Origin of the sequence: Lysobacter soli (assembly GCF_009755585.1) — a bacterium.
In the GTDB taxonomy this organism is placed as follows: Bacteria; Pseudomonadota; Gammaproteobacteria; order Xanthomonadales; family Xanthomonadaceae; genus Lysobacter_J; species Lysobacter_J soli.
In genome coordinates, this window is the sequence record NZ_CP046603.1 from 2864897 (window position 1) to 2879580 (window position 14684).

Below are 14684 nucleotides of genomic sequence, written 5' to 3' on the forward strand. Positions count from 1 at the left end.
CGTGGAAGATGTGCAGCGTCGGATGGATGGATTTCCGCCTTCGCGGGAATGACGGCGGTATGGGATGCGAGGAGTCGCACCAGAGCGCTAGAGAGAACCGTCTTCCCGGCGAAAGCCGGGACCCAGGCCCGTAGCGTAGGGACACTCTGGTGAGTGCAGGCCACATCACCGTCATTCCAGCGAAAGCTGGAATCCATTTGATTTCGCGCTTTTGGAAGCGCGCATCGCTATCGCCGGCGTGGTCGCACGCCCCGACCCTCACCCCAACCCCTCTCCCGCGGGGAGAGGGGCTAAAAGATGCGCTTTCCGTTGCATCGCGCTACGTGGAATTGTCGGCTCAGAACGACTTCCCCACCGTCACCCACACCTGATCGTCCTTCGGCTTTTCGTCCGAGCCACCGATCGCACGTGCAACGCTCACCTGTCCCTGCACGCCCTTCCAGTTCCAGTTCACGCCGATGCCGGCGCCTTGCAGGTTGGTCGAACGCGAGGGGTACCCCATCGCCGAACGATAGCGACCGGCCGCGCCGTCGTAGAAGGCGCTGATGCGCGTGTTGGGGATGATGAAATCGTGGCTGGCCTCCAGCGACACCACGGCGCCGTCGTCGACCGCCGCCGCGCTGAGATCGTAGGCACGAACCGCGCCGGGGCCGCCGAGGCTCATGCGCTCGGAACCGTCGAGGCTGCGGCTCGCCCACTGGCCGCGCACCTGCGCGCTGAGTTGCAAACTCGATACCGGCGCGACGGCGATGCTGGCGACGGGCTCGGCTTTCACAAACGTCGCGTGCTTGCGCGTGGCGTCCTCGCCGCTGGTGCGATCCAGATCGGTCTGGTCCATTGCGCCGTAGGACACGCCGAGCCCGTAGCGATACCAGCGCCGCCAACGTCCCTTCCCCGCGACGCCCGATCCGTCGGCGCGCACGCTGGCGACGTCGCTGTCGCGGCGGCTTTCGAGCAGGCCGTCGAAGCGGTCGTCGCGCAGTTGCTTGCGGTCGATCGACGCGCTGACGTCCAGGCTGGCGTCGCGCGTGCGCCACACGGGGCGTGTTGCATACAAGCTGGCAACGTCGGCCGAGCCCTTGCCGAGTCCGGCGAACGCGCCGCCAAGCCGGTACGCGACATGCGACACCGCGGCGCCGACACGCGTCACTCCATCGCCAACGGGTGTGTCGTACGACACGCGCGCCAGGCGCGTCTGCCCGCCTTCTGACGCATGCGTCTGCAATGCGTTGGGCGTGACGTACACCATCGCTTCGAAACGATCGCCACGACCGAACGGGTTGTTGATGCCGCCGACGAGCCCGATGCGGCGCTCGCCCGCTTCAATCGAACCGGCGTTGTCGGCGGTGATCGCGCCATACAGACCGGCGCCGGGCGCGACACTCACGGTCACGATCGTTCCGCCGGCGTACTTGCCGGGCGAGAGCGTGGCGTCCACCGCGCCGACGCCCGGCAATGCGCGCAGCAGCCGCATGCGCGCGTCGATGTCACGCAGCTTCGGGTCGGCGACGCTGCCACCCTGCAGGATGCGTTCGATGCGGTCGGTCGCCACGTCGGACGCGTTGCTTACCTCGATGCGTTCGATATGACCGCGCACGATCTCGAAGCGCACGACGCCGCCCTCGATCGTCTGCTGCGGCAGCGTCACGCGCACGAGCGATTCGCCGTCGTGGTAGAGCAGTTCGGTCAGTTCGCCACGCACGGTCTGCAATGCGGACAAGGTCATCTGCCGGCCGCGGAGCGGCGCGATGAACGCCTCGACGCGCGTGCGCTCGTCAGGCGACAACTCGCCGTCGAAGACGAAGTCATTGATCTGGAATCGCAGTTCGTCGCCGTCGCCGGGCGCGTCGGACGACGAAGCGGAATCGTTCTGCGCCGTTGCAGGACCGGACGGCTGCAACGCATGCGAAAGCTCGGGCGTCTGTCGCAGCAATCCGCCGGAGGTGATGCTGCCTTCGGCTGCGTGGGCGAGCGGCGAGAGAACGAACGCGGTCGCGATGGACAGGCGGCGGAGCGTGGTACGGGGAAAGGAATTCACGGCACGGTTTTCGACGCACGGCGGTATCGCCGCGCATCTGGAATCTGGAAAGGAAAGCGTTTCGCGCGATCGAAACCACGCAAGAAACGCGAAAGCGTCAGAACGCAAGAAGGAGGAAGGCGCCCTCGCACCTTCCTCCCGCTTGGTTACGTCACGACAGGAAGGGGCGGTGGCCGAAACCACCGCCCGCCCGCCTTACTGGATCACCAGCGCCATGGGACGGCCATCGACCCACACCACGGAGAACTGGTTGATGCCTTCGGCCTGCGCCTGGCTCATCGGGATGAGGCGCTCGGTGTGCTGGGCCGGCTGCGGCACCTGCTGCTCCGGAGCCGGGTAGATCGGCTGGGTCGGCTGCGGCTGGGGTTCCGGCTGCGGCTGCGGCTGCGGCTGCGGCTGCGGCTGCGGCTGTGCATCCGTCGCGATGATGTAGCCGGCGGTGTTCTTCGCATTCGCCGGAACGAACACGCGACGTGCGGTCAGCTTGCCACCCAGGGTGACGTCGCTGCCGTTCAGCGCGATCTGGTTGCCGGCGGTGATGACGCCCGACTTGATCGTCGTGCCGCTGATGTTGACGTCGCTGCCCGCATTGATCGCACCGTTGGTGGTGACGGTCGTAGCGGCGAGGTTCACCGAGCCGTACTTCGACTCGATGGCCTTGGCGGTCGTCAGGCTGCCGTTGCCGACGTTCACCTGCACGCCGGCGTCGGCCGAGATCGCACCGTTGAGGTTCACGCTGCCCGCGGCGTTATCCACCACTACCTGCGACGCCTTGATGTCGCCCAGGTTGAACGCCAGCGGCACGCCACGCGCCGGAGCGCGGAATTCCGCGTTGCGGGCGGCCGTCGTGGTGACGCCAGCGGCGTGGTACAGCGCGCCGCCGGTTTCCATCACATTGCCCTGCGTGCTGGTGACGTCGGCGGCCTGCCACACGCCGGTGACGTTGCCCGACAGGACGACGTCGCCCTTGCCGGTCACCGGTGCGTAGATTTCCACCGCGTCGGCGTTCATGCGGACCTGCTGGCCGTTGACCGCGCCGCGCGTGACGACCTTTGCGCCCACCGCGTCGAGGTTCACGCTGCCGGCGTCGGACGTCAGCGACTTCGCCGCCGTGATGCTGCCGCCGCGACCGGCGGCCACGTCGATGCCGTACTTGCCCTTCACGTCTTCGTTGAGCGCGACGGTCTTGCCGGCGATGCGGACCTGCTCGCCGTCCAGCGTGGCGGCCTTGACCGAACCGGTGGCCTGGTTCGCGATCAGCTCGATTGCGCCACCGCGCGTGGTCACGCCGGCGGCCTGATCGATGGTGTTGCCGTTGATCGACACGCGGCCGGTGCCGGTGATGTTCGCCTTCTGCGTGACGCTGTTGGCGCCGTACACGTTCACGTCGCGCGCCGACACGACCGGCGCGTTGACGACGACGTTGTCGCCGGCCAGCGTGACGGTGTTGGCGGTGTAGCTGCCGTTGGAGGTCAGCGTGCTGCCCACGGCGTTGAGCGCGATGTCCGACGCCTGCAGCTGCGCCAGCGGCTCGACGACGATCGTGCGGCCGTTGCTGGTCGCCGTGCCCGGACGGGCTTCGATGTTGATGCGGTCGTCGGCCGTCAGCTTGCCGCCGATGGCGATCTGGCCGTCGGCGTCGGAACGCAGTTCGATCGAACCGCCCGCGCCGGTGGTGGCGCGACGTGCTTCGATCGTGCCGGTGTTGCGCACGGCGTTGCGCAGCGCGTCGCCGGTGGCGGCGGCGGTCAGGCGCACGTTGCCGCCCTTGGCGACGATCATGCCGCCGTTGTCGACCAGCGCGTTCAGTTCCGGTGCGCCCAGGGCGACCGAGAAGCCGGAGTTGTCGAGCGACAGCGTCGCCGTCTGCGCCGAGCCCAGGGTCACGTCACCCGTGGCGTTGATCTGGCCCTTGTTCAGCACCTGGCCGCCGAGCAGCGCGACCTGGCGGGCGTTGATGCGACCCTGGTTGACGACCGAACCCTTGGTGCTGCCGGCCGTCAGGTCGAGCAGCTTCTGGTTGCCCGCCGCGCGGCCGCCGGCCATGAACTGCTGCGCGCCGATGTCCAGCGTCGAAGCAACGACGCTGTCGGCGTTGACGACGGCGTTCTGGCCGAACATCACGCCGGCCGGATTGACGACATACACGCGGCCGTTGGCGTTCAGCGTGCCCTGGATGTCGGTGGCCTTCACCGGGCCGACGACGCGGTTCAGCACGGCCGACGACGCGTTCGGCTGCGCGAAGTTGACGGTCTGGCCCTGCGCGATGTCGAAGTTGTTCCAGTTGACAACCATCTTGTCGGTCGACTGGGTGACGGTGGTGGTGGCGCCCTGCGTGGCGATGCGGCCAGTGCCGTTGACGACGACACCGCCGTCGGCGGCCCACGCGCTGCCGACGCAGCCCATCGCGACGGCGAGGACGGTCGGCTTGAGGACGCGCAGGGCGTTTTGCGATGCCGACAGCGTGCCGGCTTCGTAGCGTGCTTCGAATTGAGTCATGGGTACTTCTCTTGGGGGATTTACTGAAAGCCGCGATGACGTGCCGATCCTTCGGTCATCCGCCGCCCGGCCCACGTTGCCGAGGCGTTGCGCCTCTGGCCCGGCTGCACCGCGAGGCGACCGTTGGTCGGCCCTGCGCGAGTGCGGGCCGCGACTTTAGGTTGGAACCGCCCGTCGCTAGAAGGCGACGATTTCCCCTTCGACTCAGATAACTCCCACGAGTGAGACGTCCACAAACGAAAAGCCCCGCGATTGCGGGGCTCTTCGAGATCGCATCGATCGATGCATTCATCGTCGCCGGTCCAGCGACATCGGCAGCGACATGCGCATCCCGCCGGTCATCCCGCCGGTCGATGTCGAACCGCCGTTGCATTGCTGCATCGGCCACACGCGCCCCAGTCGCTGGCGAACGACGCAGCCCAGCGCGATCCAGCGATCGGTGCGCTCTTCGGCGCTGGAGGCCATCACGCGCTCCGGCGCGATGCCGCGACGCTGCGAACCACGCGGGATGGCCAGCGAGGCACGGCGCGCGGTCGCCGTGCGCATCGCGATCGCCCGCTTGCCCACATCGGCCACGTCGCTATCGTCGCGGGCCGCATGCACGCGCACCGGGGGGAGGTCGTGGATGCGCGGGGCCTGCATCGCGATCGCATCCGGCTCGCGCTCGACCGTGGCGTACACGCGCACGGTGGGCAGGTCGAAGGTGCGGATCGCGGTTGCGCTCGTGGTGGTGTTGTCGCTCGCAGCGGCGGTACGGGTGGCGATGGAATGGGTTGCCGCGACCATCGCCAGCGCGGCCATCAGGGTCATCGTTTTCATCGTTGCAGTCCTGTCGGGCGGCGGCCGCTCGCGGTCGCCGTGTGGGGCGTGAAGCAATCGGGGGATGTGTCTTGTCGAATCAGTCTTCGGGCACGATCGACGCGAGCGCCGCGTCGAAGCGCGTCCGCTGTGCCGGCGTGCACAGCTTCGCCAGCGCCTGGACGAAGTGCGGATGCCGCGCGCCCGAGGCGATGTACTGCCAGCGATACGCACGCCGCAGCACGTCCAGCACGAGCAGCTGCTGGCGCATGCCGAACGGTCGTCCGCATGCGGCGACGAAGTACGCCGCGTCCGCATCGGCCTGCGCGCGCAGGATGTCGTCCACCGCGCCCAGCAGCGCGATCAGGTCGTCCATGGCGGCGTCACGCTCGTCGTGATCCAGGCGTGCGTCTTCCGCGCGCCATTCGATCTCGTCCATGACCGAGTGCTGGCACTCCTCGCGGAAGTGGAACAGGAACACGTCCTTCCACAGCGGGCACAGTTCCTGCGTCGGCGCGATGCTCTCTTCGTAATGGCGCTGCACGAACAGCTCGATCAGGTAGACCAGCGCCAGCACCGCCCAGTTGCGGCGTGCCAGCACGAACTGCGCCACCGCATTGGGTTCGGCCGTCTTCACGTGGCCGTCGGGCATGCGCGCGTCCAGCAGCGCTTCCAGGCGACGGAACAGCTCCTGGTGCTTGATCTCCTCGTCGGAAAACCGCACCAGCGCTTCCAGCGCCTTCTGGTCGCCCAGCCAGTGCAGGCCCGAGGTCTGCAGCATCTTCGCGCCGATGAAGCGCTCGCACAGGCCGAACATCCACGCGTAGGTGCGTCCCTGCACCTGGCTGAAGAAACGGCGCTCATCGCTGTCGAGGAAGTCCAGCTTGTTCACCAGCGACAATCCCGCCGGCAGGAAGGTGCGGTCGAAATCGAAATCACGGCCGCGGATCACGTCGCGGTCGATGTCCCAGCGCACGCGCCGCGACACTTCGATGCAGCGGGCATAGCGCGCCCTGTCGGCGTCCGCCACTTCGGCATTCCATTGCGGGGCGGTGGTGCGGGCAGTTGCAGCGTTCATTCGTGGCTCCAGGTGCTTCTCGCGCCGGCGTTACGCAGGCGCCATGGTGGGGTCCAGCACGGCCTTCACTTCGGCGATCGAGTTCGCCGGAAAGCCGGAGCGCTTGGCGTGTTCGTGGATCAGCGCTTCGTCGCGCGCCATGTACACGCAGTAGGTCTTGTCGGCGGTGACGTAGGAATGCAGCCACTGGATGTCGGTGCCGAGTTCGTCCAGCACGTTGTTGGACTGCAGCGCGACGCCGCACAGCGCTTCCATCGGCTGGGCGCCGATGCCCTGGATGTTCCGTTCGATCACGTATTTCTTGAACATGACGAGCCTCCGTTGTGCGCCTGTGGCGCGAATGGCCGGCGGGGGAACCGGCCGAATCGAAAGGGCGTTGCGTTAGCGCTTGTGCGCGAGCACGTTGACGCCGTACGCGTGCAGGTGCGTGTGGAACTTGCGGTCGATGTCGGTGCCGGCGAAGCATTCGAAGCGTTCGGTCACCTGCGCGTCGCTCAGTCCGCAGTCGCGTAGCAGCTCCATCAGCAAGCTTTCCGTCACCGCGCCGCCGATGCACGACGCCCACAGGTCCGCATTGCTGCGCACACCGTCGGCGAGTTCGCGATCGAGCACCACGTCGGCCAGGAACAGCCGGCCGCCGGGCTTCAGGACGCGTGCGATCTCGCACAGCACGCGCGGCTTGTCGGGCGCGAGGTTCAGCACCCCGTTGGAGATCGCGACGTCGACGCTGGCGTCGTCCATCGGCAGATCCTCGAACGTGCCCTCGAAGACGCGGATGCGATCCAGCAATCCCGACTGCGCCGCCGCACGCAGCGCGCTGGCGCGCATGCCGGGCGTGAGGTCGACGCCGAACGCGCGGCCGTCGGGGCCGGCGGCCTTCGCGGCGAGCAGCAGGTCCATCCCGGCGCCGCACGCGTGATCCAGCACCACCGCCCCGGCAGGAATCGTGCCGATGCGCAGCGGGTTGCCCACGCCCGAGAAGCGCTCGGTGCAGGCGGCCGGCAGCGCGGCGAGCTCGGCGGCGTCGTAACGCAGCTGGCGGACGGCGTAATCGGCACCGGTGTGGAAGTGGAACCCGCTGGCCGGGGCGCGTGCGACACGCTCGTACGTCGCACGAACCTGCCGATTCAGGTACATCGTGTCCAGTTCGAGCGGGCAACGGGTCATTTCGGCCTCTCTTCGCCGGCGCGTTTCCGGCATGGGGCCAATCTACGGACGGCCGGTAACGGTCCGATGTCCCGTGTCGATGGATTTGTAACCGTTGGTAACAGGGGCGGATACTGCGCCCGCAATGCGGCAGGATGCCCGCCCGAATCCCCTTGGCGACGGCAGGTAACGCGATGGCCCACACGCCCTGTGTCCTGGTGGTAGACGACGACCAGCCCACGCGCGAGATGCTGCTGGAAGCACTCGCCACCCACGGTTTCCGCGCGTTGCAGGCGGGCGACGGCGCCGGCATGCGACGCGAACTCGAACGCGAGGCGCCGGACCTCGTGCTGCTCGACATCCGCCTGCCCGGCGAGGACGGCCTGACGCTGGCGCGCTTTCTTCGCGAACGCTACGACGTGGGCATCATCATGGTCACCGGCTCGGGTGACGTGATCGATCGCATTGTCGGGCTCGAAATCGGCGCCGACGATTACGTCGCAAAACCCTTCGACCCGCGCGAGTTGCTCGCACGCGTCAAGAGCGTGCTTCGCCGCATCCAGGCGCGTCCCGATGCCGCCGGCGCATCGGCGCCCCAGAACACGCGCCGCGTGCCGTTCGGCCGGTGCACGCTCGATCTCGACTCGCACCAGCTGTACGACAGCGACGGCAGCGAGGTGATGGTCACGCACATGGAGTTCGACCTGTTGCGCGTATTGCACGAACACGCCGGCAAGGCGCTGTCGCGCGATGCGATTCTCACGCTGACGAAGAACCGCGAGTGGGAGCCGTTCGATCGCTCCATCGACATCCGCATCGCGCGCTTGCGGCGGAAGGTGGAAGCCGATCCGGATAACCCGCGGGCGATACGGACGGTGCGCGGCGTGGGATACATGTTCGTTCCGTGACCTCGCCAGGCCCAGCCCTCTCCCGCTGAGCTGAGCCCCTCTCCCATCGGCGACCGAAGGGAGTGCAGAGCTGAGAGGGGTTGGGGTGAGGGGCAACGAAGCCGTATCGCTCGAACGACGATGCGGCGCAAGGCTAGATTCTTGCTTTCAACACAAAGCAGACCACGACAACCTGCCCCGCAATCACTCCGCCGCCCCTCACCCCAACCGCTCTCCCGCAGGGAGAGGGGCTAAATCTCCGCGCTCCAAGCGCATTTTTGTTTCAACCCTGTAACACCGCCTCCGCAGCCCGAACCCCGCTCCTATACTCGCCCCACGCACACCACGGGCCTGGCCATGAACGACGGCGCCCCCACGCCGGTGCAGATCGACGAACGCGAACGCGCACTGCGCGAAAGCGAGCTGCGGTTGCAGCAGGTGCTCGACAACACCTCCGCCGCGGTGTTCGCGAAGGATCGCGCGGGCCGCTACCTGTTCGTCAACCACGAGTTCGAACGCCTGACCGGCCGCAACGCCGACGCCCTGCTCGGCCACAACGACCGCGACATCTTTCCGCCCGAAATGGCCGCCGCGCTGCGACGCAACGACATGCTCGTGCTGCTCGAAGCGCGCGCGATGGAGTTCGAGGAGAGCGGCGTGTTCGCCGGCGAACACCGCACGTTCCTGTCGGCGAAGTTTCCGCTGCTCGACATCGACCAGGTGCCGTACGCGGTGTGCGGCATCGCCACCGACATCACGCGGCGCAAGCAGGTGGAAACCGCGCTCACCAGTTCGGCGCTCGCGGTGTCGGGCGCGTACGGCCGCGATCTGTTCGTGGAACTGTCGCGCTACCTCTCGGCGATCCTCGACGTCGATGTCGCATTCATCGCGCAGATCCGCGAGGACGAACCGACGATGATGCGCATCCTCGCCTTCGTCGCCGACGACAAGCCGCGCGAGAACTACGACTACCCCATCGCGAACACCGCCTGCGACACCGTGGTGGGACACGGTTTCCGCATGTATCCGGCCGGGCTCGGCTCGCTGTTCCCGCTGGACGACGACTTCATCGAGATGGGCGCGGAGAGCTACGCCGGCTATCCACTCAGCGATGCGCAGGGCCGTCCGCTGGGGATCATCTCCATCGTGTCGCGCCGCCCGCTGGAGCAGCCGGAGTTCATCGAATCGGTGATGAAGATCTTCGCCGTGCGCGCGGCGGCGGAGATCGAACGCCAGCGCGCCGAGGACGTCGCGCAGCGCAATGCCGAGCACCTGCGTGCGACGGTGAATGCGGCGTTGGACTGCATCATCGCGATGGACGAGCGCGGCATGATCGTCAAGTTCAATCCCGCGGCGGAAGCCTGTTTCGGCATCCGCGAGAAGGACGCGCTCGGCCGTTCGCTCGCCGACACCATCATCCCCGAACGTTTCCGCGAGCGGCACCAGTTCGGCCTGAAGCTGTACCTCGAAGGTGGCCCCGGCCCGGTCCTGAAGAAGCGCCTCGAGGTCACGGCGATGCGCGCCGACGGATCGGAATTTCCGGCCGAACTCGCCGTCGGCGTGGACGACAGCCCTTCCGGGAAGGTGTTCATCGGGTATCTGCGGGACATCACCGAGCGCACCGAGGCCGAGCAGCGCCGCCGGCGACTGGAAGCGCAGTTGCTGCAGGCGAAGAAGATGGAAGCGCTGGGCCATCTGACCGGCGGCATCGCGCACGATTTCAACAACCTGCTCGCCAGCATCATGGGCTACGTTGCGCTGGCGCACGAGCGCAGCGACAACGGCGAGGACGCGCGACTGTCCGGCTATCTCGATCAGGCCCTGCAATCCTGCGAGCGCGCGCGCGACCTCATCCAGCAGATGCTGATGTTCAGCCGCGGCCAGAAGGGACAGGCGCAGGCGATCGACGTCGCCATCTGCATCGAGCAGAACCTCGCGGTGCTCAGCCCGACCTTGGCCCAAGGCATCGAGGTCGAACAGGACGTGCAGGCGAACGCGTGCGCGGTGCAGTTCGATCCGGTGCAGCTCGGGCAGGTGTTGCTGAATCTATGCGTGAACGCGTGCGATGCGATGCAGGGCGAAGGTCGGCTCCGACTCACGCTTCGCGATGCGCGCGTGGAGGCGATGCAATGCGCCGCGTGCCGGCAGCCGGTGGACGGCGAGTTCGTCGAACTGAGTGTCAGCGATACCGGACCAGGCATCGAGGCCGCGGTGCTGGAGCGCATGTTCGATCCGTTCTTCTCGACAAAACCACCGGGAAAAGGCGCCGGCATGGGCCTGGCGACCGTGCACGGCATCGTCCATGAACACGGCGGACACCTGCTCGTCGATACGGAGCTCGGAGGCGGCACGTCGTTCCGTGTGCTGTTGCCCGCGTGTGCGGGTGCCGCGCGTACGACGCCGTCACGACGCCGTTCCGATCGCCTCGGCGTCGCGCGTCGCGAAGGGCGCGTGCTGGTGGTGGACGACGAGCACAGCGTCGGCGAGTTCATGTGCGAACTGCTGTCGAACTGGGGTCTTGAGGCGCATTTCGTTTCGACGCCGGAACTGGCGTTGGCGCGCGTTCGCGAATCGCCCGCGCAGTACCGCCTGGTGATCACCGATCACGCGATGCCGACCATGACCGGCATCCAGCTCGCACAAGCGCTGGAGCCGATCGCGCCGCATCTCCCGGTGCTGCTGTACACGGGACTGGCCGATCGCATCCGCGAGCCGTCGCTGCCGGCGAACATGCTGCGGACCGTGCTGCGCAAGCCGATCGACCATGGCCAGCTGGCGCGGATCGTCGACGATGTACTGGTTGAACGGGGCGCGCGCGACGCGATCGCGTGAGTTCACGCTGAACCGTGTGCCGGCGGAGGTTGCGGCGACACGGAATCATGACACTCCCGTTACGAACCGATGCCGCACCATGCGCGCTGGCATGCGATGACAGGCGTGTTCATGAAACCCAACGTGCTGATGGTCGAAGACGAAGCGTACCTGGCGATGGCGCTGGAAGACCTGCTCACCGACGCGGGCTACCACGTCCTCGGCGCCGCGCGGCTGTCTGATGCACTCGACATCGCCGACCACGAACACGTGGACGTCGCGCTGCTCGACATCAACCTGCAGGGCGAAGCGGTGTATCCGCTCGCGAACCGCCTTCGCGAATCCGGCGTTCCGTTCGCGTTCGCTTCGGCGTATTCGAAGGACACGATCCCACAGGACTTCCGCGATTGCGAACTGGTGCGCAAGCCCTACACGTCCGAGCGGATCATCGAAGCGGTGGAGTCGATGGTGGAGCGGGCCCGGCCGCATTGAGCGTCTTTGAGGGTCGAGTGCAGTCCCGACGTCTCTCTTGCGCCGTCATCCCGGCGTAGGCCGGGCACTGAACCGCGGCGGCCCTTCATCACAATCGCTTCGTTGCCCCTCACCCCAACCCCTCTCCCGATGGGAGAGGGGCAGAAGCGGTCAGCCCTTATGCTTCGCCAACCACGCATCGATCGCCGGCAGGCGTTCCTTCCGAACGCCGACGCGATAGGTGATGTTCGCCATCGCGTTCTCCGTCGCGCGGCGCGAGCCCGTCGCGACGTACTTGTCGGCGTACGCCTTCAACTTGCCGACCATCGCCGGATCCAGCGAGTTGTTCGCAAGACGCGGGTAGTAGCGCGAGCGCGACGTCGAATCGACCTTCGCGTCCACCTGTTCGCGATGCGCCACGGCGAAATCGAACGCGAGGTCCGGATGCAGGCCCGCGACAGTGCGGATCATGCCGGCGCTGTTGGTCGCACCGGGCTCATCGGTGAGCGCGAGTTCCAGCGCGCGTTGCGCTAGCGCGGCGTCCTGCGCGGACGACAGCAGCATGTACAGATCGTCCTTCACCAGCGGCGTCTTCTCCGACTTCGCGGCGGCGTGCAGGCGATCCCACGTGGCGGCATCGGCGTGCCGCGCGACGACGCCGAGTACGCTGCGGCGAAGTTCGCCCGGCAATGCACCGGAATCCTGTGCCGCGTAGCGACGACGGGATTCCTCGATCACGTCGCGATCGCCCAGTGCGCCGAGCGCTTCGATCAGGTCCGTGCGCAGCACCTTCACGGGATCGGCTTCGCCCGGCTCCGCGTTCCAGCCCACGCGGGCGAACACCGGCGACAGCTGCGCGATGGCGAACGCGCGGAACTTCGCCTGGCGTTGCGCGTCGCCGCGGTAGTACGCGTCCAGGCTCTGCAGCGAACCGGCGATGTCGCCCCAGATCTGCGGATCCGCATCGCGCGGCGTCGCCTTCACGAGATCGAGGTAATCCGACGAAGACTGGAGGCCCGCCATGCCGAGCGCCCAGACGTCGTTCATCACGCCGAGCTGGTCGATCGCATCGAGCTTGGCGAAGTTCGAACGAAGGCCCGCGAACTGCGCCGGCGCGTACAGCGTGCGGTAATAGCCGCTCTGGCCCGCGTTGACGACGACGGGACCGCAGCCGGGCACGTCGAGCGTGCCCTGCCCGCCTTCGACCACCGTGCGGGCCGGTTCACCACCGGCCTGCGCGATCACCGGCACGCGCCAGCGCAGCGGCGTCTTGCCGGGGCGGTCGCGCGTGAACTCGTCCTGCGTGAGCGTCAGCGTCGTCTTGCCGTTGGTGCATTTGCCCGCGGCGACGCGCAGCATCGGAATGCCGGGCTGCAGCGTGAAATCGTGCGCGATGTCGAGCACCGGCTTGCCGGCGGCGGACTGGATCTCGCGCCACAGATCGTCCGACACCGTGTTGCCGTACGCGTGCGCCTTCATGTAGCTGCGCACGCCCGTGCGCCACGCATCGCCGCCGACGTAGCCTTCGAGCATGCGGATCACCGCACTGCCCTTCTGGTAGGTGATCGAATCGAACGCCTGGCTTGCCTGCTCGACCGTTTCCACGTGCTGCACGACCGGATGCGTGGATTCCACCGAATCCAGCGCCATCGCCGATTCGCGCGAGCCGATCGCCTCCAGTTGCGTGTTCCATTCCGGATGCAGCTTCTGCGTGGTGCGCGACGCCATCCACGTCGCGAAGCCTTCGTTGAGCCACAGGTCGTCCCACCAGCTCATCGTCACCAGGTCGCCGAACCACTGGTGCGCGATCTCGTGCGCGGCGACGGCGAACACGCGCTGCTTGTCCGACTGCGTGGAAATGCTCGGATCCAGCAGCAGTGTGTGCTCGAAGGTGAAGATCGCGCCCCAGTTCTCCATCGCACTGAAGAACTGGCTCGCGCCCGGCGATGCCACGTTGTCCAGCTTGGGCAACGGATACGGCGTGCCGAAGTAGTCGTTGTATTCGCGCAGGACGTCGGCCGAGGAGTCCAGCGCGAAGCGCGCCTGGTCTATCGCGCCGCGCTGCGTGACGACGCCGATTTCCACGCCGTCGGCCTGCGTGGTCGCGCGTTCGAAATCGCCGACCGACAGGAACAGCAGGTACGTCGAAATCTTCGGCGAGGGCGCGAAGTCCACGCGCGTGGTGCCGTTGCCGAGATCCTTCGTGGCAGACGCCGGCATGTTGCTCACCGCCATCAGGCCGGTCGGCACGGTGGCCTGCAGGGTGAAGGTCGCCTTGTGCGCGGGCTCGTCCCACGAGGGGATCATGCGGCGCGCGTCGGAGTTCTCGAACTGCGTGAACAGCGCGCGCTTGTTGCCGGCTGCCGTGTCGTAGTCGATGGCGAACAGGCCGTTGGCCTGCGTGCCGATCTTGCCGGTGTAATCCAGCGCCAGACGGTACTGCCCCGGCGCGAGCGGCTTGTCGAAGGTGAAGGTCGCTGTCTGCGCGTCGTTGTCGACGGCGATCTTCGGTGTGAGCGCCTTGCCCTTCGCCGGCGTCAGCGTGGCCGAGGCGAAGGCCATGTCGAGCGCGTTCAGCGTGATGCTCGGCGTAGGCTCGAGCACCTGCAGCGTGATCGTCGCCTTGCCCACGAGGGTCAGCTTCGCGATGTCGGGCGTGATCGCCACGTCGTAATGCGTCGGCACCACGTTGCGCGGCAGCTGCGTCGTCGTGACTGGGCGGCTGGTCGGAGCAGCGGGAGCGGCGGGAGCCGCCGTCGAAACGGAGCTGAGGCCGGCAAGGGCCAGCGCGACGGCGGTTACCAGGGTTCGGCGCATCGTTCGACAACCTCGTGATCGGGATGGAGGCACAGTGCCAGAGGCGCAGTGTGCCCGTCCTGCCGGCAGCGTGGCGCCGCCCGGATGCGGCGCCGATCACGAAAGGTGGAAGAAGGAGGCCGCGCCGGCGGGCCGGAAA

Annotated in this window: 10 protein-coding genes; 3 read left to right on the top strand and 7 right to left on the bottom strand. The window is 67.4% G+C overall.

Features of this window, described 5'->3' with window-relative positions; translation table 11 throughout:
* Positions 1-337: 337 nt before the first annotated feature.
* From GOY17_RS13040 to GOY17_RS13065, 6 genes are all read right to left on the bottom strand, one after another.
* Positions 338-2038 carry a ShlB/FhaC/HecB family hemolysin secretion/activation protein gene (locus GOY17_RS13040; protein ID WP_198173682.1) on the bottom strand — a complete coding sequence of 567 codons (1701 nt, stop codon included), beginning with the start codon at positions 2036-2038 and terminating at the stop codon, positions 338-340.
* Positions 2039-2233: 195 nt separating this feature from the next.
* Positions 2234-4537, bottom strand: coding sequence for a two-partner secretion domain-containing protein (locus tag GOY17_RS13045; protein ID WP_157030718.1), 2304 nt, complete (start codon positions 4535-4537; stop codon positions 2234-2236).
* A gap of 288 nt (positions 4538-4825) precedes the next feature.
* Positions 4826-5356 carry a hypothetical protein gene (locus tag GOY17_RS13050; protein ID WP_157030719.1) on the bottom strand — a complete coding sequence of 177 codons (531 nt, stop codon included), beginning with the start codon at positions 5354-5356 and terminating at the stop codon, positions 4826-4828.
* A gap of 79 nt (positions 5357-5435) precedes the next feature.
* Positions 5436-6413, bottom strand: coding sequence for a hypothetical protein (locus GOY17_RS13055; RefSeq protein ID WP_157030720.1), 978 nt, complete (start codon positions 6411-6413; stop codon positions 5436-5438).
* 30 nt (positions 6414-6443) lie between these two features.
* A complete protein-coding gene (locus tag GOY17_RS13060) occupies positions 6444-6722 on the bottom strand; it encodes a DUF4242 domain-containing protein (RefSeq protein ID WP_157030721.1) in 279 nt (92 codons plus the stop codon).
* Positions 6723-6794: 72 nt separating this feature from the next.
* The gene (locus GOY17_RS13065) at positions 6795-7580 is read right to left on the bottom strand and encodes a methyltransferase domain-containing protein (protein WP_157030722.1); all 786 of its coding nucleotides are present in this window, start codon (positions 7578-7580) and stop codon (positions 6795-6797) included.
* 173 nt (positions 7581-7753) lie between these two features.
* Between GOY17_RS13065 and GOY17_RS13070 the strand changes: the two genes are divergently transcribed.
* The 3 genes from GOY17_RS13070 to GOY17_RS13080 all read left to right on the top strand — a co-directional run bounded on the left by GOY17_RS13070 (position 7754) and on the right by GOY17_RS13080 (position 11749).
* A complete protein-coding gene (locus GOY17_RS13070) occupies positions 7754-8467 on the top strand; it encodes a response regulator (RefSeq protein ID WP_157030723.1) in 714 nt (237 codons plus the stop codon).
* A gap of 336 nt (positions 8468-8803) precedes the next feature.
* Complete coding sequence (locus GOY17_RS13075; protein WP_157030724.1) at positions 8804-11278, top strand: PAS domain-containing hybrid sensor histidine kinase/response regulator; 2475 nt, start codon at positions 8804-8806, stop codon at positions 11276-11278.
* A 111-nt stretch (positions 11279-11389) separates the two neighbouring features.
* A complete protein-coding gene (locus GOY17_RS13080; protein ID WP_192631227.1) occupies positions 11390-11749 on the top strand; it encodes a response regulator in 360 nt (119 codons plus the stop codon).
* Between the two features lie 150 nt (positions 11750-11899).
* On the opposite strand, the gene GOY17_RS13085 is transcribed toward GOY17_RS13080, so the two are convergent.
* A complete protein-coding gene (locus tag GOY17_RS13085) occupies positions 11900-14545 on the bottom strand; it encodes a M1 family metallopeptidase (RefSeq protein WP_157030726.1) in 2646 nt (881 codons plus the stop codon).
* Between the last annotated feature and the right edge of the window lie 139 nt (positions 14546-14684).

Bases quoted from the DNA above. Each gene is read 5' to 3' on its own strand.
- GOY17_RS13070 (WP_157030723.1), top strand. From the start codon at position 7,754: ATGGCCCACACGCCCTGTGTCCTGGTGGTAGACGACGACCAGCCCACG.
- GOY17_RS13050 (WP_157030719.1), bottom strand. From the start codon at position 5,356: ATGAAAACGATGACCCTGATGGCCGCGCTGGCGATGGTCGCGGCAACC.
- GOY17_RS13085 (WP_157030726.1), bottom strand. From the start codon at position 14,545: ATGCGCCGAACCCTGGTAACCGCCGTCGCGCTGGCCCTTGCCGGCCTC.
- GOY17_RS13075 (WP_157030724.1), top strand. From the start codon at position 8,804: ATGAACGACGGCGCCCCCACGCCGGTGCAGATCGACGAACGCGAACGC.
- GOY17_RS13045 (WP_157030718.1), bottom strand. From the start codon at position 4,537: ATGACTCAATTCGAAGCACGCTACGAAGCCGGCACGCTGTCGGCATCG.
- GOY17_RS13065 (WP_157030722.1), bottom strand. From the start codon at position 7,580: ATGACCCGTTGCCCGCTCGAACTGGACACGATGTACCTGAATCGGCAG.
- GOY17_RS13055 (WP_157030720.1), bottom strand. From the start codon at position 6,413: ATGAACGCTGCAACTGCCCGCACCACCGCCCCGCAATGGAATGCCGAA.
- GOY17_RS13060 (WP_157030721.1), bottom strand. From the start codon at position 6,722: ATGTTCAAGAAATACGTGATCGAACGGAACATCCAGGGCATCGGCGCC.
- GOY17_RS13080 (WP_192631227.1), top strand. From the start codon at position 11,390: ATGAAACCCAACGTGCTGATGGTCGAAGACGAAGCGTACCTGGCGATG.